The organism is Paraburkholderia sp. C35 (assembly GCF_003121405.1).
Classification (GTDB): domain Bacteria; phylum Pseudomonadota; class Gammaproteobacteria; order Burkholderiales; family Burkholderiaceae; genus Paraburkholderia.
This window is the reverse complement of the sequence record NZ_QBUY01000039.1, coordinates 1-22,324: the sequence shown is the minus strand read 5'-3', so window position 1 is coordinate 22,324 and position 22,324 is coordinate 1. Positions and strand designations below refer to the sequence as shown.

21 protein-coding genes are annotated in these 22,324 nt (G+C 61.1%); 17 read left to right on the top strand and 4 right to left on the bottom strand.

What is annotated here, in order from left to right:
* Window positions 1–323: 323 nt before the first annotated feature.
* From DK391_RS22380 to DK391_RS22335, 10 genes are all read left to right on the top strand, one after another.
* Window positions 324–2,057 (top strand): winged helix-turn-helix domain-containing protein, encoded by a 1,734-nt coding sequence (locus tag DK391_RS22380; RefSeq protein ID WP_239482916.1) that lies wholly within the window; start codon window positions 324–326, stop codon window positions 2,055–2,057.
* 386 nt (window positions 2,058–2,443) lie between these two features.
* Window positions 2,444–2,908 (top strand): spore coat U domain-containing protein, encoded by a 465-nt coding sequence (locus tag DK391_RS22375; RefSeq protein WP_239482920.1) that lies wholly within the window; start codon window positions 2,444–2,446, stop codon window positions 2,906–2,908.
* Between the two features lie 16 nt (window positions 2,909–2,924).
* Window positions 2,925–3,659, top strand: a complete 735-nt coding sequence (locus DK391_RS22370) for a molecular chaperone (RefSeq protein ID WP_109480167.1) — start codon at window positions 2,925–2,927, stop codon at window positions 3,657–3,659.
* Window positions 3,660–3,787: 128 nt separating this feature from the next.
* Window positions 3,788–6,292, top strand: coding sequence for a fimbria/pilus outer membrane usher protein (locus DK391_RS22365; RefSeq protein ID WP_239482915.1), 2,505 nt, complete (start codon window positions 3,788–3,790; stop codon window positions 6,290–6,292).
* A complete protein-coding gene (locus DK391_RS22360) occupies window positions 6,289–7,323 on the top strand; it encodes a spore coat U domain-containing protein (protein ID WP_109480166.1) in 1,035 nt (344 codons plus the stop codon). The genes DK391_RS22365 and DK391_RS22360 overlap by 4 nt, the downstream gene beginning before the upstream one ends.
* Before the next feature lie 68 nt (window positions 7,324–7,391).
* Window positions 7,392–9,113: a Na/Pi cotransporter family protein gene (locus DK391_RS22355; protein ID WP_109480165.1), complete on the top strand. Its 1,722-nt coding sequence runs from the start codon at window positions 7,392–7,394 to the stop codon at window positions 9,111–9,113.
* Between the two features lie 86 nt (window positions 9,114–9,199).
* Complete coding sequence (locus DK391_RS22350; RefSeq protein WP_109480164.1) at window positions 9,200–9,850, top strand: ureidoglycolate lyase; 651 nt, start codon at window positions 9,200–9,202, stop codon at window positions 9,848–9,850.
* 125 nt (window positions 9,851–9,975) lie between these two features.
* Window positions 9,976–10,542: a TetR/AcrR family transcriptional regulator gene (locus DK391_RS22345; RefSeq protein ID WP_109480163.1), complete on the top strand. Its 567-nt coding sequence runs from the start codon at window positions 9,976–9,978 to the stop codon at window positions 10,540–10,542.
* Window positions 10,543–10,733: 191 nt separating this feature from the next.
* The gene (locus DK391_RS22340) at window positions 10,734–11,159 is read left to right on the top strand and encodes an organic hydroperoxide resistance protein (RefSeq protein ID WP_109480162.1); all 426 of its coding nucleotides are present in this window, start codon (window positions 10,734–10,736) and stop codon (window positions 11,157–11,159) included.
* A gap of 48 nt (window positions 11,160–11,207) precedes the next feature.
* Window positions 11,208–12,236, top strand: a complete 1,029-nt coding sequence (locus DK391_RS22335; protein WP_109480161.1) for an alpha/beta hydrolase — start codon at window positions 11,208–11,210, stop codon at window positions 12,234–12,236.
* Window positions 12,237–12,292: 56 nt separating this feature from the next.
* Here DK391_RS22335 and DK391_RS22330 read toward each other — a convergent pair whose 3' ends face one another.
* Both DK391_RS22330 and DK391_RS22325 read right to left on the bottom strand, forming a co-directional pair.
* Complete coding sequence (locus DK391_RS22330) at window positions 12,293–13,015, bottom strand: haloacid dehalogenase type II (RefSeq protein WP_109480160.1); 723 nt, start codon at window positions 13,013–13,015, stop codon at window positions 12,293–12,295.
* 17 nt (window positions 13,016–13,032) lie between these two features.
* Entirely contained in the window at window positions 13,033–14,331 is a 1,299-nt protein-coding gene (locus DK391_RS22325) for an L-fuconate dehydratase (protein WP_109480159.1), read from the bottom strand.
* 151 nt (window positions 14,332–14,482) lie between these two features.
* On the opposite strand from DK391_RS22325, the gene DK391_RS22320 reads away from it, so the two are divergent.
* From DK391_RS22320 to DK391_RS22305, 4 genes are all read left to right on the top strand, one after another.
* Window positions 14,483–15,244 (top strand): GntR family transcriptional regulator, encoded by a 762-nt coding sequence (locus tag DK391_RS22320; RefSeq protein ID WP_109480158.1) that lies wholly within the window; start codon window positions 14,483–14,485, stop codon window positions 15,242–15,244.
* 46 nt (window positions 15,245–15,290) lie between these two features.
* A complete protein-coding gene (locus DK391_RS22315; RefSeq protein ID WP_109480203.1) occupies window positions 15,291–16,802 on the top strand; it encodes a sugar ABC transporter ATP-binding protein in 1,512 nt (503 codons plus the stop codon).
* A gap of 19 nt (window positions 16,803–16,821) precedes the next feature.
* On the top strand, window positions 16,822–17,847 hold the full coding sequence (locus tag DK391_RS22310) for an ABC transporter permease (protein WP_109480157.1): 1,026 nt from the start codon (window positions 16,822–16,824) through the stop codon (window positions 17,845–17,847).
* A gap of 94 nt (window positions 17,848–17,941) precedes the next feature.
* Window positions 17,942–18,883 (top strand): ABC transporter substrate-binding protein, encoded by a 942-nt coding sequence (locus DK391_RS22305; RefSeq protein WP_109480156.1) that lies wholly within the window; start codon window positions 17,942–17,944, stop codon window positions 18,881–18,883.
* Window positions 18,884–18,952: 69 nt separating this feature from the next.
* On the opposite strand, the gene DK391_RS22300 is transcribed toward DK391_RS22305, so the two are convergent.
* On the bottom strand, window positions 18,953–19,918 hold the full coding sequence (locus DK391_RS22300; protein ID WP_109480155.1) for a helix-turn-helix domain-containing protein: 966 nt from the start codon (window positions 19,916–19,918) through the stop codon (window positions 18,953–18,955).
* 108 nt (window positions 19,919–20,026) lie between these two features.
* Here DK391_RS22300 and DK391_RS22295 point away from each other — a divergent pair, with 108 nt between their 5' ends.
* Window positions 20,027–20,320, top strand: a complete 294-nt coding sequence (locus DK391_RS22295) for a hypothetical protein (RefSeq protein ID WP_109480154.1) — start codon at window positions 20,027–20,029, stop codon at window positions 20,318–20,320.
* Window positions 20,321–20,496: 176 nt separating this feature from the next.
* A complete protein-coding gene (locus tag DK391_RS22290; RefSeq protein ID WP_109480153.1) occupies window positions 20,497–21,135 on the top strand; it encodes a GNAT family N-acetyltransferase in 639 nt (212 codons plus the stop codon).
* A gap of 13 nt (window positions 21,136–21,148) precedes the next feature.
* Here the strand turns inward: DK391_RS22290 and DK391_RS22285 are convergent, their stop codons facing one another.
* Window positions 21,149–21,613, bottom strand: a complete 465-nt coding sequence (locus tag DK391_RS22285; RefSeq protein WP_109480152.1) for a nucleoside deaminase — start codon at window positions 21,611–21,613, stop codon at window positions 21,149–21,151.
* Between the two features lie 153 nt (window positions 21,614–21,766).
* Between DK391_RS22285 and DK391_RS22280 the strand changes: the two genes are divergently transcribed.
* Entirely contained in the window at window positions 21,767–22,114 is a 348-nt protein-coding gene (locus DK391_RS22280; protein ID WP_109480151.1) for a GFA family protein, read from the top strand.
* The last annotated feature ends 210 nt before the right edge of the window (window positions 22,115–22,324 follow it).

Below are 22,324 nucleotides of genomic sequence, written 5' to 3'. Positions count from 1 at the left end.
TGACAAAGAGGCCTCTGACGTGTGCAAATCGGGCGAAATAGTGCACCGTCGCGCTGACCTTTCATTATCGCGCCGACCACACACACGGTGCGACAGCCGCAAATTAAATTTTTTTAACGCAACCCCGGCGACGGCCCGCCGAGCCGCCTGTCTGCTGGCTCACAGCGATATTCGCCGCGCGCGTTAAAAAACGTTAACGGTATCGCAACGCTGCGCATACCCGCCCGTTCATAAGATGGCAATGTGAGTTCCGCTCGCGACATGTCCGACCAAACGCGCACGGCCACTTCATCATCTGCAGGATCACGCTTATGAGCCAGGTCATGGACACGCCAGCCAAGCCGCCGAATGAGAGCGTCGCCAGAAACGCGGTCATCCCGCTCGGCCAGTTCGAGCTCGACCTCGGCGTTCGCGCGTTGTGCAAGGATGGCCATGAAGTGCCGCTAGGCTCGCGCGCCTTCGACATTCTAACGGTCATCGTGCTGGCGGGCGGGCGCATCGTGACGAAGGACGAGCTGATGGAAACCGTCTGGCCCGGCCTGTTCGTCGAGGAAAGCAACATCCATGTTCACCTCAGCGCCGTGCGCAAGGCGCTCGGCGACCACCGCCAGCTGATCGATACCGTGCCGGGCCGCGGCTACCGGTTCATGACGCGCGAATCCGACGTGAGTGCCGCTCGCACAGGAGCACAAGGCGCGGAACGCACGCTGGTTGCAGACACAACCGACGCGGGTTCGACGAAGCATCCCCTGCCGCGCCGGCGGCCGCTGTTCGGGCGCGAAGCCGCGCTCGAAGAAATCGACAACCGCTTTGCGCTCACACGCGTCGTGACGCTGACGGGGCCGGGCGGCGTGGGCAAGACCTGTCTCGCCGTCGAACTGGCGCATCGCAAGGCCGCCGAAGCCGCATTCGAAGTCGCGTTCATCGATCTTTCACCATTCGATTCGGCATCCGACATCGCGCGGGCACTGGACGACACGATCGCCATGCCTGGCGGCGAAGCCATGTGGCAACGCGCGCAGACAGCGCCGCAAACGTCGCGTGTGCGCACGCTGGTCGTGCTCGACAATGCGGAGCATCTGATCGACGACGTGGCGCGGATCGTCGAAGGTCTGATGGCCCGGCACGATTCGCTGTATGTGCTGGTCACCAGCCGGGAGCGGCTGCGCATCGCGACGGAAACCGTGTTCCGCGTCGAGCCGCTCGGCTTGCCGCCCGCCGGCGAGAGCCGCGAGCGGCTGGTTCAGTCGCCTGCCGTGAAACTGTTCCTCGAACGCGCGAGCCTCGCCGGCGCGCGCATCGACGACGACAGCGAACTGCGGCTCGTTGCCGAGATATGCCGGCGGCTCGATGGGCTTCCCCTTGCCATCGAACTCGCGGTCGGCAGGGCATCCGTGTTCGGCCTCGAAGGCGTGCGCCAGCGGCTCGAAGAGCGCTTTCTGTTTCTGGCTGACGGCTATCGCACAGCGCAGCCGAGGCACCGAACGCTGCGCGCCGCGTTCGACTGGAGCTTTACGAGGCTCAGCCCTTGCGAGCAGGCCGTCTATCTTCGCGTTGCGCGCTTTAGCCGCTATTTCACCATCGACGCCGTCTTTGCCGTTGCCTGCGACGACGAGATCGATCGCGCGTCCGTGCTGGATTGCGTCGCGCAACTGGTCGAGAAGTCGCTGCTCGACGTAAGCTTCGACGGCGTGATGGCGAAGTACCGCCTGTCGGAATCGGCGCGTGCGTATGCGTTGAAGCAGCTGGAGCGCGACGGTGAATCGCCCGATGTCGCACGACGGCACGCGCAGTATGTGTGTGCCGCGCTCGCGAAAGCATCGTGCGACAACGCGCTCGCCGATGCGCGCGTCGCTTTCGAATGGGCCTTCTCGCCAGCAGGCGATGAAGCGCTTGGTATCGAACTCGCGGTGGTGCTGGTTCCGATGCTGGCCCAGCGCGGCTTCATGGAAGAATGCGCGCGCTACGCCGCGGTAGCGATTGCCGCGCTGGAAGCGATGCCATACAGTGCGCACAATCTCGGCTATCTCGATGCACTGAAGTCAGCGAAAGCGTAAATGCAAAACCAATATCAAAGCCCGAAATAAAAGCAAAATACACGTTCACTTCATGCATCCGGAATTATCCAGAAACACTTAATCCATGCATCGAATGCGTAGCGAATAGAAAATCGGTAATTATGTTCCAGGTAGTTAACCTGCCCTAAGAAACTCATTCAGAACTGCCCTCGAACGCCGTAAACCCATATAGACGCCGCATCATAAAAACCGCATTTAATCAAACGGGCGTTCTACAACCGGACGGATCACTACAAAAACCAGGATCCATCCGGACATCAAACAAATTATCCGCGTCATTCCAGTGCGGATGTGAGAGAGAGGGCCTCTTTCAAATGAAACTCCTGACGAGCGCATTGGCAGGTGCGTTGCTTTATTCCTCTGTCATGTCGGCAGATGCAGCTGTCTATTCGAACGGCACTGCAACCGCCACCTTTATCGTTTCCGTTACGCTGCAGGCAAACTGCACGATCAGCGCGAACCCGTTGAGCTTCGGCACCAACGGCGTGCTGAGTTCGGCCATCAACCAGCAGACCACCGTTTCCGTCACCTGCACCAACACCACGCCGTATAACGTGGGTCTCGATGCCGGCTCGGTCACGGGATCGACAGTGACGAACCGTCTGCTCGCAGGCACCGCGACGGGCAACACCACCACGACCATCGGCTTCCAGCTGTATCAGGACGCGGGCCGCACGGTCATCTGGGGCGGCACGCAGGGCACGAACACCGTGGCGGGCACCGGCACGGGCACCGCGCAGCCGCTCACCGTGTACGGGCAGATTCCGACGCAGGCCACGCCGCGTCCCGACACCTACCAGGCGACCGTCACCGCGACGGTCTTCTTCTAGGCAACGAGGAGGCGACATGTCCGTGCTCCATCGTTTCCTGAAGGCCGCCGCCTGTGCGGGCGCCGCAGCGTTGTCGATCAGCGCAGCGCATGCCGCCACACTGCAGATTTCGCCCGTCATGGTCGACCTGCCCGCCGGCGCGATTTCGTCGGGTCTGACGCTGCGCAATTCCGGCGATAAACCGATCTATGGTCAGGTCCGCGTGTTTCGCTGGAGTCAGGCGAATGGCGACGACGCACTGACGCCGACGCAGGACGTGGTTGCGAGCCCGCCGCTGATCGAGATCAACGCGCGCGGCGAACAACTCGTGCGGCTGGTGCGCACCACGCCCGCGCTGGACGGCGCCGAACAGACGTACCGCGTGCTGATCGATGAACTGCCTGAACCCGACGACACGCAAGCCAATGGCGTCGCGATCCGGCTGCGCTATTCGGTGCCCGTGTTCGTCGAAGCGGGCAACGGACAGATCGGCGAACCGAAACTCGCGTGGCATATCCAGCGCAACGACGCGGGCATGACGCTCGTCGTCGAAAACGCCGGGCGTCGCCGCGCGCAGATCGCGAGTGTCGAACTGGTCAACAGCGCAGGCGAAGCCGTCGAGATCAACAAGGGGCTGCTCGGTTACGCACTGGCCGGTTCTGGCCGGCAGTGGCAATTATCGCTGCCGCCCGCGACGAACCTCGCGGGGCCGCTGAAGATCCGCGCGGCGATCAACTCGGTCAAGACGGAAGCCGCCGTGCTGTCCCGCTAGCGGCGCGCTCGCGCATGCATGCGTGCCTTTGTGCATGCATCCGATTGTCTGCTCCATTGCCATGAGGCAACGCTCGCATGAGACGCCACGTCGGTGTCCCGGCGCGGGCGGCCTGTCCTCGTCCCACGATGTCCTACGAACAGCCAGCCTCACTCGATGCGGCGTCTGCTGTCGCGTCACGTTCGCTCAGGACACCGCGCCGACAGCGCGACGACACCCGCAAGCTCACGACGATCGCGCTCGCGGCCGCGCTATGCGCGCTCGCGTGCGTGCACGCGCGTGCGCAGGCGAACGCCGGATCATTGGCGCCGGACGCAGCATCGGACGCAGCCGCAGTGACACCGGATAACGACATGACGCGCCCCATCCGCCACCGCGCGAGAACGAAGCCGCGCAACGGCGACCTCTACCTCGACGTCTCGCTCGACGGACAACGCACCGCGCTGATTGCGCATTTTCACGAGCGTGACGGCAAGCTGTACGCCACGCCCGCCGATCTCGATGCACTCGGCCTGCGCCTGCCGCCATCGCAAGCCGATGCAACACACAATACCGACACCACCGAAATTCCGCTCGACGCCTTGCCCGGCCTGCACTATCGCTACGACGTCGTGAACCAGTCGATCGACATCGAAGCGCCCGATGCGCTGCATAAGGCCTACGTGCTCGACATGCGCGCGCTCGGCAAGGTGCCGCCCGCCAGTGCATCGCGCGGCTTCGTGCTGAACTACGACGCCTACGCGGAAGATGCCAACGCCGCGCGGCTTGCGATATGGACTGAAGAGCGCTTCTTCGCGCCGGGCGGCGTGTTCAGCAACACAGGCACCGCGTATCTCTATCAGGATCTGCACCGCTACGTGCGTTTCGATACATGGTGGCGCAGTTCGAATACGGCATCGCTGTCGACGACACAACTCGGCGACACGATTTCATCGTCGCTCGACTGGAGCCGCTCGATGCGCATCGGCGGGTTTCAGTGGCGCAGCAACTTCGCGCTGCGCCCCGATCTCATCACGTTTCCGGTGCCGACGCTGTCCGGCTCCAGCGTGGTGCCGTCCTCCGTCGAACTCTATGTGAACAACGTGCGGCAATACAGCGGCTCGGTGCCGAGCGGGCCGTTCGTCATCAACAACGTGCCGGGCATCACGGGTGGCGGCGAAGCGACCGTCGTCACGCGCGATGCGCTCGGCCGCGCCGTCGCGACCACGGTGCCGCTCTACATCGATACGCGTCTGCTCGCAGCCGGCATCACCGCGCATTCCGTCGAAGCGGGTTTTCTGCGGCGTGCCTATGGCGTCGATTCGTTCAACTACGACACGCGCCCTGTCGCGAGCGCATCGTACCGACGCGGCGTGAGCGACCAGTTGACGTTCGAGGCGCATGCGGAAGCCGCGAGCGGTTTGCTCGATGCAGGCGCAGGCGCGCTTTTCCGGCTCGGCACACTCGGCGTATTCAATGGTTCGCTCGCGGCCTCCGGCGGGCGCTTCGACGGCGCTCAGGTCGGGCTCGGCTATCAGCTGATCCAGCCGGCGTTTTCCGTCGAACTCGACACGCTGCGCGCCACGCGCCACTACGGCGACCTCGCGGCACGCGACGGCGCGCCCGTGCCGCTCAGCACCGACCGCGCGACCGTCAGCGTGCCCTTGCCCGGCAATCAGACGATGGCGCTCAGTTACGTGGGCTATCGCTATCCGCAGATCCAGCCTGCGCATATCGCGTCGCTGTCGTACACGGTCAACTTTCGCAGCCTTGCTTCCGTCACGATGTCGACGTTTCGCAACTTCTCGGCGAATGCGTCGTCGGGCGTGTTTCTCAGCGCGAGCTTCGCGCTCGGCAACAAGACCTCGATCAATGGCAGCGCGGGCCGCACCAACGACACGACGACGTATAACGTCAACGCGTCGCGTGTGCCCGATTACGACGGCGGCTGGGGCTGGACCGTGCAGGACGGCGGCAGCAACGCGATCCGTTATCAGCAGGCGATGGCGCAATACCTCGGCCGCTACGGGCAGGTCACCGCGCAAGGCCAGACGATGAACGGCCACGTCGCCGCATCGCTCGACGTGAGCGGCGCATTCGTGCTGATGGATGGCTCCGTGCTGCCCGCGCGGCGTATCGACGATGGCTTCGCGCTGGTCTCGACGGATGGCGTCAGCGGCGTGCCCGTGCTGCACGAAAACCGGCTGATCGGCAAGACCGATTCGAATGGTCATCTGCTCGTGCCGGATCTCAATGCGTATCAGAGCAATCTGCTCGGTATCGACAGCATGGGGTTGCCCGCGCAGGCACGCATCGCGTCGAGCAGCGCGAACGTCGTGCCGCAGTCGCAATCGGGCGTGCTGGCGAACTTTCATATCACGCAGTACCGCGCGGCGTCGCTGATCCTGCAAGGCCCGGACGGCAAGCTGTTGCCGGCCGGCACGCGCGTGCATCAGGTGGAAAGCGGCACGGACACGATCGTCGGTTACGACGGCCTCACGTTCGTCGACAACCTGCAGGCCGACAACCATCTGCTGGTGAAGGCGGGACGACTGCATTGCGCGGTCGAGTTCCCATACGTGCGGCCCACCGACGCCTCTCTGCCCACCTACGGCCCGCTCACCTGCCGGCCCGTTTCTGGAGACACACCATGACACGATCGTCATGCTCATCGTGCGCTTCGTACGCTTCGCGTGCCTTGCGCCGCAGGCTGATCCTGCTGATCGGGGCGATGCTGTGCGCGCTGGCCGTCCTGCTGCCCACGCGCGCGTATGCGCAGACCTGCTCCGCCACCGTCTCGCCGATCAATTTCGGCTCGGTCAGCCCGATCACCCGTGCCGCCGTGAACGGCTCGGGCACCATCAGCGTGACCTGCAACTGGACTATCGTGTCGCTTGCACCGACGGCGCTCGTCTGCCTGAACCTCACTGCCGCGCAACCGCGCACGCTGCTCATGTCGGGCGGCAGCGCGACGATGCAATACGATCTCTACGCAGACGAGGCGCATACGATTTCATGGGGATCGACAGCGGCGGCGACCACGCCAATTTCAGTCAACCTGTCACAACCCGCGCTCGGCACCAGTACGACCGTCACGCTCAAGTACTACGGCCAGATTGCGCCGAACCAGCCAACCGTGCCGAGCGCGAACAATGGCGATACCACTTACTCGCACACGTTCAGCGGCACCGAGACATCGATGTCCTACGGCTACTACCTGCTCGGCGTGCTTGGCCCTCCCGGCTGCTCGTCGCTAACTTCGAACGGCGGGGCGTTTCCGTTCGCCGCCAGCGCGACGGTCATCAACAACTGCAACATCAGCGCGAGCAACATCACATTTCCGGCGGCGGGCGTGCTGAATAGCGCGCTGACGGCCACCGGCTCGATCACGGCCCAGTGCACCAACGGCGACGCCTACCGCATCAGCCTGAATGCAGGATCGAGCGGACAGGTCGCCGCGCGCGCGATGCAGCCCACCAGCGGCAGCGGCGGCGTCGCTTACCAGATCTATACGGACCAGGGTTATGCGACGCCGTGGGGCGACAACTCCAACGGCACATCGACCGTCACGGGCGTCGGCACGGGCAACACTGCGTCGTTCACGATGTATGGACGCGTACCGCCGCAGAACACGCCGCAGCCCGGCAATTACAGCGACACGATCACTGCGACGATCAGCTTCTAGCCCTCCGGCGTAAGGACGCGCGGAAATCCGTACAATGGCACGATCGCTGGCTTGGGACACGTCATGTCATGCAGCCTGGTGCCAATCTGAACCTGATCGAAATCGTCGGCCTGCTGGTCGGCGGCCTCGCCCTGTTTCTGTTCGGGCTGGAGCTGATGACGCGCGGGCTGAAAGCCATCGCCGGCTCGCGTCTGCAGTCGCTGCTCGGCACGCTCACGGCCAGCCGCTTTCGCGGCATTCTCGCGGGCGCGGGCATCACCGCGCTGCTCAATTCCTCGACCATCACCACCGTCCTGCTGGTTGGCTTCGTATCGGCCGGACTGATGACGCTGCAACAGTCGATCCCCATGATCATGGGCGCCAATATCGGCTCGACGCTGACGGCGCAGATCATCGCCTTCAACATCTCCGCGATCACGCCCTTCCTGCTTGCCGTCGGCTTTCTGATGTACGGCTTCGCCAAACGCGACCTGCTGCGCGAACTGGGCGGCGTGCTGCTCGGCCTCGGCCTGCTGTTCCTGGGCATCGAAATGATGGGCGATGCGACGCGGCCACTGCGCAACTACGAGCCCTTCATCGCGATCATGCAGGACATGCGCAATCCGCTGATCGGCATTGCGATCGGCGCGGTGTTCACGGCCATCGTGCAAAGTTCTGCGGCGACGCTCGCCATCGTCATCGCGCTCGGCAGTCAGGGGCTGATACCGCTCGAATCCGGCATCGCGCTGATTCTCGGCGCCAATGTCGGCACGTGCGGCACCGCGCTGCTGGCGTCGATAGGCAAGTCGGCGGAAGCGGCGCAGGTCGGCATCGTGCATCTGCTCTTCAACCTGCTGGGCGTGCTGTTCTTCGCGTTCATCATTCCGCAATTCGCCGATTTCGTTCGCGCGATCTCGCCTTCTGCGCCGGAACTCACGGGTGCCGCGCGCCTCGCGGCCGAGACGCCGCGCCAGGCGGCCAATGCGCACACCGTGTTCAGCGTCTTCAGCACGCTGGTGCTGATCTGGTTCACCGGCCCCATCGGCAAGCTCGCGGAAAAACTCGCGCCGGCCTCGCGCAAAGCGTGGCAGAACCCCGGCGCGCCGCGTTATCTGGATCCGACGCTGGTTGACATGCCCGCGCTCGCGATCACCCGCGTGCAACTCGAACTAGGCATGCTCGGAACGCAGGTCGAGCAGCTGGTGCAGCGTAGTGTCGCGCTGCTGGCCGAGGGCACCGCACAGACGCTCGCCACACTGACCGACGACGACAAAGCCGCCGACAGCCTGAGCACAGCCATCCTGACCTACGTGGGCCAGCTTTCCGACGCCGTTCACAACGACGACGAAGGCCGCCAGCTCATCGATCTCGCGCGCATCGCCACCTGCCTCGATGCGATCCGCGAGGTGGCCACCACCAGCATGCTCGCGCTGAGCCAGCGTCGGCTCGCGCAAGGCGCGGATATCGCGAGGCTGCGCAGCGACGAGACCGCGCGCTTCGCGACTGGCGTGATCGAACGGTTCGCACTCGCTGTGGAAACGGTCACGCATCCGGACGCGGAGACGGTGACGCGGATCGTCGCAGCGAAGCCCGAAATCGAGGCGCAAGCCGATGCCGCGCGCACGCACATCATGTCGGTGCTGCAGTTGCGTAGCGAGGAAGATGCCGTCAACTTCCGTCTCGCCAATGACATGATCGAACAGTTCAACGAAATCGCGCGGCTGTCGCGCGCGATCGCGAAGGCGAGCCGGTCGTTGCGCGAAGTGAAAGTGAGCGAGGCGGCGGTACCTGACAGTTCCGTCAGCGCCTGAAAACACGCACCCGGCGCTGTGCACGGCGTTTGTGTATCATCTGCCGCGCGCCGCTCCCACACTCTGAATCTGCAAAGGCTCTTACGATGTCCACTCCCATCGACTACCTCAATCCTGCCCTGCCTTCCGGGCTTCGTCGCGTGACGATGCCCGTCGTCGACGCGACGCCCGTCACGCTCGAAGGCTACGGCAGGCTGGTGGACGCGCCCGACGAATGCAAGGTCGAAATCGTGCAGTGGCCCGCCACGGGCACACGTCCCATCGACGCAGGCACGGGCGACGAAGCGGGCACGACGGAAGGCGTGTTCGTCAGCGAATGGCGCGGCGACGTGCTCTATGGTTCCAACGAGGCCGTGGGCGGCCACTATGTGCTCGCCTACGCGACGGAACCAGGCGATGCGCGCGAGGAGCACACCAACGCGCCGGAACGCATGCTGCTGTGGCACGCGAACTACCATCCCGACGGCGGGCAACTGTTTTTCCCGCTCGATCAGCGTCCGTTCTACGTGCCGCTGGCGCTGCCCGGTGACGACATTACGCCGGAGAAGTTCGTGTGCTTCCGTTTCGACGGACGCCAGGGTCTCTACATCCATCCGTGTATCTGGCACGAAGGCGTGTTCACGCTTGGCGGGACGCAGCGTTTCTTCGACAAGCAGGGCGCCGTTCATGCGCGTGTGTCGGTCGAGTTCGCGGCCGAGTTTGGCTGCCTGCTCGAAGCGCCCATCGTTTATCCGTGAGGTTCGGGCGGTCGCTTTCGCGGCACCTGCCGCGAAAGCCTGATCCCGATCGTCGTTCCAGTGAAACAGTGCGTTCATGAAAATGGTACTTGACTCTCTATCTATGAGTAGATAAAGTTCAACCCATGGAACCGACCACTACCGTCCGCGAACAGATTGTTGACCACGCCATCACGTTGATGATGCTGCGCGGTTACAACGGGTTCAGCTATCGCGATCTGTCGGAACTGGTTGGTGTGAAGACGTCGAGCATCCACTACTATTTCCCGTCGAAAGACGATCTGGTGCTCGAAGCCGTCAGCCAGTACAGCAGCGAGATTCTCGGCGCGCTCGGTTCTATCGACGCTTCTCTTCCGGCGGATCAGAAGCTCGGCAAGTACACGAAGCTGTTTGGCAGAGTGCTTGGCGAGGGCGACCAGATCTGTCTGTGCGGCATGCTGGCCGCGGATATCGAGGCATTGCCCGACAACGTGCGGGCCGCCGTGCAAGCGTTCTTCAAGGCCAATGAAAGCTGGCTCGCGAAGGTGCTGGCGCAAGGCGTGAAGGAACGTTCGCTGCACGTCAACGGCAAGCCTGAAAACGCCGCGCGGGCACTGTACGCCGCCTATCAGGGCAGCGTGCTGGCCAGCCGGCTGTTCAGGACGAAGGCCCGGCTCGAAGACGTCGAGGCTTCATGGAAGGTTTCGAAGTAGCGGTATTCAAGGCGGTTGTCGTACACCGCCTTTTGTTTGACCCGGTTATCTATCTTCTAGTAGATAAATACCGGTTGTAGAGAAATGTCGCTGAAGCACAGAGGTAGGTCCGCTTATCTATCTAGTAGTAGATAGCAAACGAGACCGACACATTGCAGGTTCACTCAATCATTGCCAGCAGGAGTTACATCATGTCGATCGAAAAAGTTCTGTACCGCGCCCACGCTCACGCCACGGGAGGCCGTGACGGCCGTGCCGTCGTTCCCGAAGGCAAGCTCGATTTCAAGCTGGTGACGCCGCGTGAACTCGGTGGCGCAGGCGGCGAAGGCGCTAACCCGGAACAGCTGTTCGCCGCGGGCTACAGCGCCTGTTTCCTCGGCGCGATGAAATTCGTCGCAGCGCGCGACAAGACAGCGATTCCGGCAGACGTATCGATTGACGGCAGCGTTGGCATCGGCGCGATTCCGAATGGTTTCGGCATCGAAGTGGAACTGAAGATTTCGCTGCCCGGCATGGACCGCGACGCGGCTCAGGCGCTGATCGACAAAGCGCACATCGTGTGCCCGTACTCGAACGCAACGCGCGGCAACATCGACGTCACGCTGACGCTGGTTTGATCGACTTCGCCTTATCAAAAGAACCCAACAGAACAACGGAGCAATAACATGAAAAGCCTCAAGCCCCTCGTCGTCGCCGTCGCACTTGCCGTCAGCGCCGTCAGCGCGATCGCTGCAACGCCCGCTGCCCAGCCGACGCCCGATCGCGTCACCACGGATTTCCTGAAAGCGCTGAATAGCGGCACGGGCCCTGCCCTCAACACGCTGCCGCCCGCGAAAGCGCGCCAGGTGCTGGTCGATGCGCAGAATAGCGTGAAGGTCGATCTGTCGGGTATCGACGTGTCGAATCGCACCATCGAGGAAGACGGCATTAGCGTGCCGGTGACGATCGTGCGTCCGCAAGGCGTGACGGGCACATTGCCGGTGTTCATGTTCTTCCACGGCGGCGGCTGGATTCTCGGCGACTTCCCGACCCATGAACGTCTGGTGCGCGATCTCGTCGTGCAGTCCGGCGCGGTGGCCGTGTTCGTGAACTACACGCCGTCACCCGAGGCACGCTACCCCGTCGCGATCAATCAGGCTTATGCCGCGACGAAGTGGGTGGCCGAGCATGGCAATGACATCGGTGTGGATGGCAGCCGACTGGCTGTGGTGGGCAACAGCGTGGGCGGCAATATGGCGGCTGTCGTGAGCCTGATGGCGAAAGACAAGCATGGCCCTGACATCCGCTTCCAGGGCTTGATGTGGCCCGTGACGGACGCCAACTTCAACGACGGCTCGTATCTCGCGTATCGCGACAAGCACTTCCTGACGCGCCCGATGATGCAATGGTTCTGGGATGCGTACACGAAGGATCCGGCACAGCGTGCACAGATTTACGCATCGCCGTTGCGCGCATCGGAAGAAGAGTTGAAGGGGCTGCCGCCTGCGTTGATCCAGGTCGCGCAATTCGACGTGCTGCGTGACGAAGGCGAAGCTTATGGACGCAAGCTCGATGCAGCGGGTAACGAAGTCACGACGACCCGCTACAACGGCACGATCCACGATTTCGGCCTGCTCAATGCACTGGCTGCCGATGCACCGACCCAAGCCGCGACGAAGCAACTCGCGAACGAGATCAAGACGCGCCTGAAGTAATTACCGCGTGTTGAAACGGCATGATGGCGATGCACGCCGTCATGCCGTTTTTCTATTCATACGCCAAGTTGCTTCGCCAGATCCACGAGGTCGCTTGCGACCCAATCCCAATTCCCTTCCGCTTTCAGGTCAGTAGTTTGTGACGCGCCGTGTTCGAGAGGGCGCGGCATGAATGCCGTTTTCAGCCCGCACTTTTGCGCAGCCGCCAGATCGCTGTTGTGCGCCGCGACCATGCACACCTCCTCGGGCCGCAGCGAGAGCACGGCGGCCGTGCGCTCATAGGCCTCAGGCGACGGCTTATAGGCTTGCGCGACTTCTGCACCAAGAATCGCGTCCCATGGCAGGCCGCCATGCTTCGCCATGTCGATCATCAACCTGATATTGCCGTTCGACAACGGCGCAATGATGTGGCGTGATTTAAGCCGTGTGAGTCCTTCGACTGTATCCGGCCACGGATCGAGCCGATGCCACGCAAGATTGAGTTCGTCGATTGCTTCGGCAGGTATGCGCGAGATGTCGATGCCCAACTCGCCGAGTACTTCTTCCAGGTTCTCCCGGTGTAATACATCGAGCTTCGTGAACGGACGCGCGCCACTGCGCACGCGTTGCATCGCTGGTTGATAACGCGCACGCCAGGCATCGGCAAATGCTTCGGCATTGTGTGCGCCTTGTGAGTAATTTTTCAGAAACACAGCCGCTTCACGCGCGACGCCGCCGCGCCAATCGACCAGCGTGCCGAATACATCGAATACGAAAGCTTTCACAACGTGCGCTGTCATATGACTGTTCCGTTACCTCAAGGTTGCCACGCCTTGCCATCGGGAAAGAGATATGTATCGAGCGATGCCGCTTTCATCTCGATGCTATAGCCCGGCTTTTGCGGCGGCATATAGTGGCCGTTGCGAATCACGACGGGATCGACGAAATGTTCGTGCAGGTGATCGACATATTCGAGCACGCGGTTTTCCAGCGAAGCCGACACGCAGATATAGTCGAACAGCGAAATGTGTTGCACGTATTCGCACAGCCCGACACCGCCCGCATGCGGACACACCGGCACGCCGAATTTCGCCGCCATGAGCAGCACGACAATCACTTCGTTCAATCCGCCCAGACGGCAACTGTCGATCTGACAAAAATCGATGGCGTTAGCCTGAAGCAGTTGCTTGAACATCACGCGGTTCTGGCAATGCTCGCCCGTCGCGACGCCTATGCTTCCCAACCGCTGACGGATCGCCGCGTGGCCGAGTACATCGTCAGGACTGGTCGGTTCTTCGATCCACCAAGGGTCGAATTCCGCGAGACGCCGCATGTTCGCAACGGCTTCATCGACATCCCACACCTGATTCGCGTCCATCATCAGCTTGAGGTTCTCGCCGATTTCCTCGCGCAGGATACGCGCGCGCCGCACATCTTCTTCAAGATTGCCGCCCACTTTCTGCTTGAAATGCGTCCACCCTTGCGCCACGCCTTCACGCGCGAGGCGGCGAATCTTGTCGTCGTCGTAACCGAGCCAGCCTGCCGAAGTCGTATAGGCGGGATAGCCCTGCGCGAGCATTTCCTTCTCGCGCTCGCCTTTGGTCGTTGCGTGACGGTTCAACATGGCCAGCGCTTCGTATGGCGTGATGGCGTCCGTCACGTAACGGAAGTCGAGACAGCGCACGAGTTCTTCCGGCGTCATGTCGACAAGCAGTTTCCACACGGGCTTGCCAACGGATTTCGCCCATAGATCCCACACGGCATTAACCACGGCTGCCGTTGCAAGGTGAATCGCGCCCTTGTCGGGACCGATCCAGCGCAATTGACTATCCGATGTAAAGGCGCGCCAGAATGCGCCCATATTCGCGGCAATATCTTCGAGCTTTTTACCGACGATCAGCGGCGTCAGCGCATTCACGGCTGTCACGCAGATTTCATTTCCGCGCCCGATTGTGAAGGTCAGTCCGTGACCCGTCAGCTGCTGCGGAGAATCGGTTTCGAGCGTGACGTAAGTGGCGGAGTAGTCCGGCGCGGCATTCATTGCGTCGGAACCATCGAGCGAACGGGATGTGGGAAAACGGATGTCGCGAACGGAAAGCTTCGTGATCGTGGTCATCTGAGCACCCTCCAGGGGATGGCTATCGGCATGGGCCTGCTAGCGAAGACGAACCGCTTATGCATGCAGTATCCGGGTACACCCTGATAAGCGATATCAGGCTGATACCAGGCGTTTGCACGCGTTGACAACACTCAATCCGCTTCCTAGCATGCTAGCATGTCTTCACGAAATCAAGCGTGCCGTGAGCTCTTCGTCAGATGTCGCGAGTGCCGCCAGCAATCCGTATGTCGCACTGCAAAAGGTCAAAGGCGGCGAACGCGGCAGCCTGACCGACGCGGTGGAACAGGCGCTGAGAGAAGCGATCGTGACCCTGGTGCTGGAACCCGGAATGATGATCGACAAGCTGGCCGTGTGCGAGCGCATGGGCGTCTCGCGCTTTCCCGTTTCTGCTGCATTGGCGCGACTCGAACATGCGGGTCTCGTTGAAGTTTTGCCGCAGCGCGGCACGCGCGTCAAACCCATCGCACTGCACGATATTCGTCAGCATCTGTTCATACGCAGCGCATTAGAGGTCGAGACCGTGCGTGCTGTGGCCCGGATGAACGACAGCGCGATCGTCGAGGCTCTTGCCGTCAATCTCGATCAACAACGCGCGGTAGCCGGCAACGGCAACCGTCTGGAATTTCATGTACTCGATCTGAGCTTTCACGAAATCATGCTCGACGCGGTGAATCTGCCGCGCGTGAAAGAAATCGTTGCGGTATCGCGCAATGCACTGGATCGCGCAAGGCAATTGTTGGCGAGCCCGGAGCGGCTCGTCCATACGCTCGACGAACACGAACAGATATTCGCCGCCATTCGTGCCGGCAACGCCGACACGGCTGCAAAAGCAATGCACGATCATCTGGATGAGGTGGTAGCGGAATTGCACCGGTCCGCTCACGAAAGACCTGATCTCTTCGCACCCTAAGGACTTCGGTCATGTTTCCGGCTTCTTTTTGCAAGATCGTCATGCCATGACACCGCTCATATCCGTTAAAAAGCTCTGCAAGAGCTTTCCGGGCGTGAGAGCGCTGCACGAAGTGCAGCTCGAACTCATGGCGGGCGAAGTGCATGCGTTGATGGGCGAAAACGGCGCAGGCAAATCGACGCTCATGAAAATACTGGCGGGCGTCTACACGCGCGATTCCGGCGAGATGCTCTACGACGGCAAGCCCGTCGATTTCACCAGCCCTCGCGAAGCGCAGGCACTGGGCATCGGCATCATTCATCAGGAACTGCAACTGATGAATCATCTGACCGTTGCGCAGAACATGTTCATTGGTCGCGAGCCGCGCAAGCACTTCGGCCTGTTTCTCGACGAAGACAAACTCAATGCACAGGCACGCGAGATTCTTTCCCGCATGCATGTGAATCTCGATCCGCGCACTATTGTCGGTTCGCTGACGGTGGCGAGCCAGCAGATGGTCGAGATTGCGAAAGCGCTGTCGTTCGATTCGCGCGTGCTCATCATGGACGAGCCGACCTCTGCACTCAACGACGCGGAAATCGCCGAACTCTTTCGCATCATCCATCAACTGAAGCATCGGGGTGTCGGCATCATCTACATCTCGCACAAGATGGATGAACTCAAGCAGATCTCGGACCGTGTCACCGTGATGCGCGACGGCGAATATGTCGCCACCGTCACCACCGCCGACACCAGCGTGTCCGCAATCATCGGCATGATGGTGGGCCGCACGCTCGCGGATACCGCTCAATACGAGGGTTCGCAAAGCACGGGAGACATTGCACTGGAAGTGAAGCACCTGAATGCAGGGCCACTTGTCAGAGATGTGAGCTTCACGCTGCGCAAAGGCGAGATATTGGGCTTTGCGGGGCTGATGGGTGCGGGCCGCACGGAAGTCGCGCGCGCGGTGTTCGGCGCGGACCCGATCGAATCAGGCGAGATCTTCGTGAAAGGCGCGAAGGCACCCATCAAAAAGCCCAGCGATGCCGTCGCGCACAGCATCGGTTATCTCTCCGAAGACCGCAAGCGCTTCGGCCTGGCGACAGGCATGGATGTCGAATCGAACATTGTGATGTCGAATCTCGGCAAGTTTCTTACGCTGAATGTTTTCCTGCGCCGCGCGCAGATACGCAAACGCGCTTCGCATTTCATCAGCCTGCTGGCGATCCGCACGCCTTCCGCCACGCAACCCGTCAGGCTGCTGTCGGGCGGCAACCAGCAGAAGATCGTGATTGCGAAGTGGCTGGAGCGCGACTGCGACGTCCTGTTCTTCGATGAACCGACCCGCGGCATCGACGTCGGCGCAAAGAGCGAGATCTACAAGCTGTTGCGCTCGCTTGCCGCGCAAGGCAAAGCGATCGTGATGATCTCATCGGAATTGCCGGAAATACTGCGCATGAGCGACCGTATCGTGGTGATGTGCGAAGGCCGTATCACAGGCGAACTGTCCGCCAGCGAGGCCACGCAGGAAAGCATCATGCATCTCGCCACCCAACGCGAATCATTGAAAGCGGCTTGAGCCTCGAGAGGACCGATACATGGCACTGCAATCGGATACAGCGGCACTGTCCAACGAAAGACGCACGACAGGCCTGAAGGCCCGCTTCTTTTCACCAACCGCGTTGCAAAAGCTGCTCGCCTTCACGAGCCTGATTCTGCTGCTGATCTTTTTCAGCTTCGCATCGCCGGCATTCATGCAGATGGACAACATCCTCGGCATTCTGCAGGCGACTGCCGTGAATGGCGTACTGGCCATTGCGAGTACTTTTGTCATTATCACGGGCGGCATCGATCTTTCCGTTGGCACGCTGATGACATTCACGGCCGTGATCTGCGGCGTGTTTCTCACCAACTGGCATCTGCCGATGTGGATGGGCGTGCTCGCCGCCATCGTCACGGGCGCGCTGTGCGGCACGATCTCGGGTACGTTGACGGCGAAAATGAAAATACCGCCGTTTATCGCAACGCTGGGCATGATGCTTCTGCTCAAAGGGCTTTCGCTGGTCGTGTCGGTCGATAAACCCATCTACTTCACCGACACAGAGAACTTCTACATGATCTCGCAGGACTCGCTGATCGCGTACTTCCTGCCGAGCGTGCCTGTGCCGAACGCCGTGCTGATTCTGTTCGTGCTCGCTATCGTCAGTTCGATCACGCTCAATCGCACCGCGCTTGGCCGCTATACCTTCGCGCTTGGCAGCAATGAAGAGGCCGTGCGTCTGTCGGGTGTGAATGTGGACCGATGGAAGATTGCGATCTACGGCCTGGGCGGCGCGATTTGCGGCATCGCCGGCCTGCTGATCGCGTCGCGGCTCAATTCGGCGCAACCGGCGCTCGGTCAGGGTTACGAACTGGAAGCGATCGCGGCAGTCGTGATTGGCGGCACATCGCTGAGCGGCGGCTCGGGAACGATACTCGGCACCATCATTGGCGCATTCATCATGAGCGTGCTGACCAATGGCTTGCGCATCATGTCGGTCGCGCAGGAGTGGCAGATCGTGGTGACGGGTCTCATCATCATTCTCGCCGTCTACGCCGACATTTTGCGGCGCAGAAAACGCTAACGTATAGAACCGAATAAGAACATCGAAGAAAAGGGAGTACCGCAAGGCTCTCTCAACGGCTGGAGGTCGATAGCCTACCTTAGGAGGAGAAACCATGTTGAAAAGAAGACTAGTGAGTATCGCAGTCGGCGTTGGCGCGCTGGTTGGCGCAAGCAGCATGACGTACGCGGAAGAACCGTATATACCCCTCATTTCCAAGGGCTTCCAGCATCAATTCTGGCAAGCCGTGAAAGCGGGCGCCGAGCAATCCGCGAAAGAACATAACGTGCGCATTACGTTCGAAGGCCCCGAAACGGAAGCGATGGTCGACAAGCAGATCGACATGTTGTCGGCGGCACTCGCGAAGAAGCCGCAGGCGCTCGGCATCGCCGCGCTCGACAGCAAGGCTGCGATTCCGCTGCTCAAGCGCGCACAGGCCAGCAAGATTCCTGTGATCGCATTCGACTCCGGCGTCGACAGCGATATACCGCTGACGACCTGCGCAACGAACAATATCGCCGCCGCAGCGCTAGCCGCCGACAAGATGGCCGAGATGATCGGCGATTCGGGCGAAGTGGGCGTGATCGTGCACGATCAGACCAGTCGCACAGGTGTGGATCGGCGTGATGGCTTCCTGAACGAAATGAAGTCGAAGCATCCGAACGTCAAGATCGTTTCCGTCCAGTATGGCGGCGGCGATCACCTGAAGTCGGCGGAAATCGCCAAGGCAATGATTCAGGCGAATCCGAACCTCAAAGGCATTTTCGGCGCCAATGAGGGCTCGGCGGAAGGTGCGGCGATTGGCGTGAAGGAATCGGGCAAGAAGCTCGTGCTGATCGGCTACGACTCGGGCAAGGAGCAGAAAGAGGACATCATGTCCGGCCTGATGGCGGGCGCGATCACACAGAACCCGATTGGCATTGGCAAATGCGTGGTCGATTCGGCTGTGCTGGCGCTGAAAGGCACCAAGCTGCCGAAGAAAGTCGATACCGGCTTTTACTGGTACGACAAGACCAATATGACCGACCCGAAGATCGCGGCAGTACTGTACGACTAGGCGATGCGTGACGAAAGAGGAAGATCCAAAGAGATCTTCCTCTTTTATCCATTCGAGTACTTTCCGCTATTAACGCAAGTCTGCGCGCAACTCCCGCACGCCTCTTCCCAGACGCTGACGCAGCAGCGTTCTCAACGTTGCCCCATCTTCGTAACCCACTTCTGCGGCGATCGCTTCGAGATCTAGACCGCTGGCATGCAACAGCGATTGCGCCCGCTCGACGCGCAAATCCTGAAAGTATGCGAGCGGCGATTTGCCGAGTACTTCCTGACAACGGCGCTGCAAGGTGCGCGCACTCGTTGCCAGCGCACCGGCAGCGTCCTGCAGCGAAAAGCCTTCTTTCAGATTGTCCCGCGCCCATCGCTCGAAGCGCTGCATGAGCGGGTCGGCCATCGCCAGATGGTTGGGAATGATGTACGGCGCTTGCAGTGAACGGATATCGGCTAACAGATAGCGCGATACGAGGGTCGCGAGTTCCGGGCTTGCCTTGCGGATCAGCCACAGTGCGAGATCGAGATGCCCCAGAGCCGCGCCCGCCGTCACGCCGATATCGGTTGCGACGAGCATGCGCGATTCGTCGAGCTTGACCTTCGGATAGCGCTGCCTGAATAGCGGCGCAAGCGACCAGGTCGAGGTCGCTTCCCGATGATCGAGCAGACCCGCTTCCGCGAGCAGAAACGTGCCGATACACGAAGCGGCAATCAATGCGCCTTCAGCCCGCCATTTCACCAGTTGCGCAGTGGCCTGCTTCACGTCAGTGCGTTCGAGCGCGGGCAGCAGTTCTTCAGGCACCGTTTTACCCAATGCGGGCACGATCACCCAGTCCGGTTTCAGATCAGGCGTGATCGTCTGCACGGGGATCGAGAAGCCCTGTCCCGAGCGCACGCGCTTGCGCACGCCCACCACGGTGACGTCGAATTTCGGCGTTCCCCCCATCATGCGAGAAGCCAGCCGGTTTGCCGCGCCCAGTGAATCGAGTGTCACGGCGAGTCCGGTATCGAACACTCCATCGAGTGCGAGTACGACAATACGCATGACGCAAATGACCCTAAAGTTGTCATATGCGACGATACAGCTTTTTCGGGCGGAAGACTACATTGCTCTCCATCGCGCAGCTTTGCGCACTACCGCAAGGAGAGTTCCATGAAAGTCATCGCCATCGCGTCGATCGTCCAGCCGCTTACGCCGGAACAGCGGCGACAGATCATGCCGAACGAGGTGCCCGCGACGCTCAAGCTGTATCTCGACGGCAAGATCGAGCAGTTCTGGTATCGCTCGGATGCGCCGGGCGTGGTGTTCCTGATGAACGTCGAATCGCTCGATGAAGCGCAGACGACCGTGCAGGCCCTGCCGCTTGCTGAAGGTGGCTTTGCGAAGTATCAGCTGATTCCCGTAGGTCCACTTGCGCCGCTAGGTTTGCTGATTCAGAACCGCTGAGGCGTATTGGCGCTTCGAGATTGAAGAATAGCGCGCGTAAAAATGGCGTAAATCTACATGGCCAATACGTAAAGAAACGATCAATCGTCGCGCAAATCTTTACGACATTTTTTCTTGTGGCACGTATAGGCCAACTCTAGACTTCAGTTCAATCAGCACGTCTGGAGAGAAGCATCATGTCGAAGCGCCATGCGGTTATCGCAAAGCACACACCGCTTGCTCACGTAAAAAAGGGCATCGGCAACATCGTGCTGCGGCGCTTCGATCCAGCGCGCGATTCATACGAGCAACTGACGACTATGCTGCATCGCGCCTTTGCACGGCTCGGCATGATGGGTTTGAACTGCACGTGTGTCGATCAGGATGTAGCTGTCACGAAGCTACGCGCGCAGCGCGGCGATTGCTTCGTGGTGGTGAGCGGAGGCACGATCATCGGCACCATGACGCTCTATGCAACCGATGCAGAATCGGCGTGCGAGCATTATCACCGGCATGATGTCGCGACGATACGCCAACTGGCCATCGATCCTTCGTGGCAGAACCGCGGCATCGGTAAATCGTTGCTGGCGTTTGCCGAGCACTGGGCGGCAACACGTGGATACGCAGAACTGGCGCTCGACACACCGTATCCCGCTTCACATCTGGTTGCGTTCTATCGCGGCCAGGGCTTTCGCATCGTCGATGCCGTGCGCTTCGCAGGCAAGGTGTACGACAGCGCGATTCTCAGCAAGGCGCCCGTCGTGGCGCGCACACTGGCCGCGTGGACGCATCAGATTGCGCTACCGAGCGCACGCTTCGTACGCTTCGCAGCCTGACGCGCAAACGGGTTCACGCCTGACGCGCTTTCCACTCTGCGTAAAGGTCGCCGTGCGCTTCGAGACGCAACGGCTCATAGTGGATCTTCATCGCCTGCTCGGCGAGCGGCTTCGCCAGATCGGCGTAGAGCGCTGCAGTCGATAGTCCGAACTGCGCGCCATCTTCATTCGAATACGCGTACACCACTTCGCCGATGCCCGCGAGACGCATTGCTGCAAGGCACATCGGACATGGATGTCCGCTCGCATACACCGTGCAGCCCGCGAGATTGGGAGAGCCGAGTTTCACGCTCGCGGCACGTATCGCGTTCAATTCCGCGTGCGACGTCGGATCGTTCGTGCGGAATATTTCGTTGACGCCAGTCGCGACGACTTCGCCATCCTTGACGATGACAGCGCCGAACGGTCGTCCGCCCTGTTCGATGTTGTTATAGGCGAGTTCGATTGCGTCGGCGAGATAGCGCTGCTGCGAGGTCATGATTCTGCTCCGTCCTGTTGGTCTACGTGATCATACGCCGCCATGACAGAACGTCTCCTGGTTCGGTGGACGGCCATAGACTGCTTTGTGTCACACTGTGCATATGGCTTGAGTAGCGCAGGGGCACCTTCATTCACACATCAGGAGATCGCCATGTCGCACAAGGGAAGCTGTCATTGCGGACGGATCGCGTTTGAAGTCGAAGGCGAACCAACAGGGGTTATGGCGTGCAACTGCTCGATCTGCCAGCGCAAAGGCGGGCTGATGTGGTTCGTTCCTGTCGAAGATCTGCATCTGAAGACGCCGGCGGAAAACGCCAGTACGTACCTGTTCAACAAGCACGCGATCAGTCATCGTTTCTGCCCGGAGTGCGGCATGCATCCGTATGCCGAAGCGATTGCACCCGACGGTCGCGCGATGGCGGCCATCAACGTGCGTTGCCTGGAAGACATCGATATCGATGCGTTGCCCGTCACGCATTACGACGGACGCTCGCGCTGAGTTGCGCAAGCCGCGATCGGTAGAAGTGGGTCTCGTGTCGGGCCGGCGATCAAGCCCGCCCGACAGCGAGAAGAGGAGTGAGAGGCGCTGCTTTTACTTCTGCTGTGACGCTGCAACTGTGAATCACACAGTGCGCAGCATCTCCAGCACCCGCGCGACATCGGCGTCGGCGAGGTCGCCTTCCGGTTCCTTGCGTGCGAGCAGCAAGTC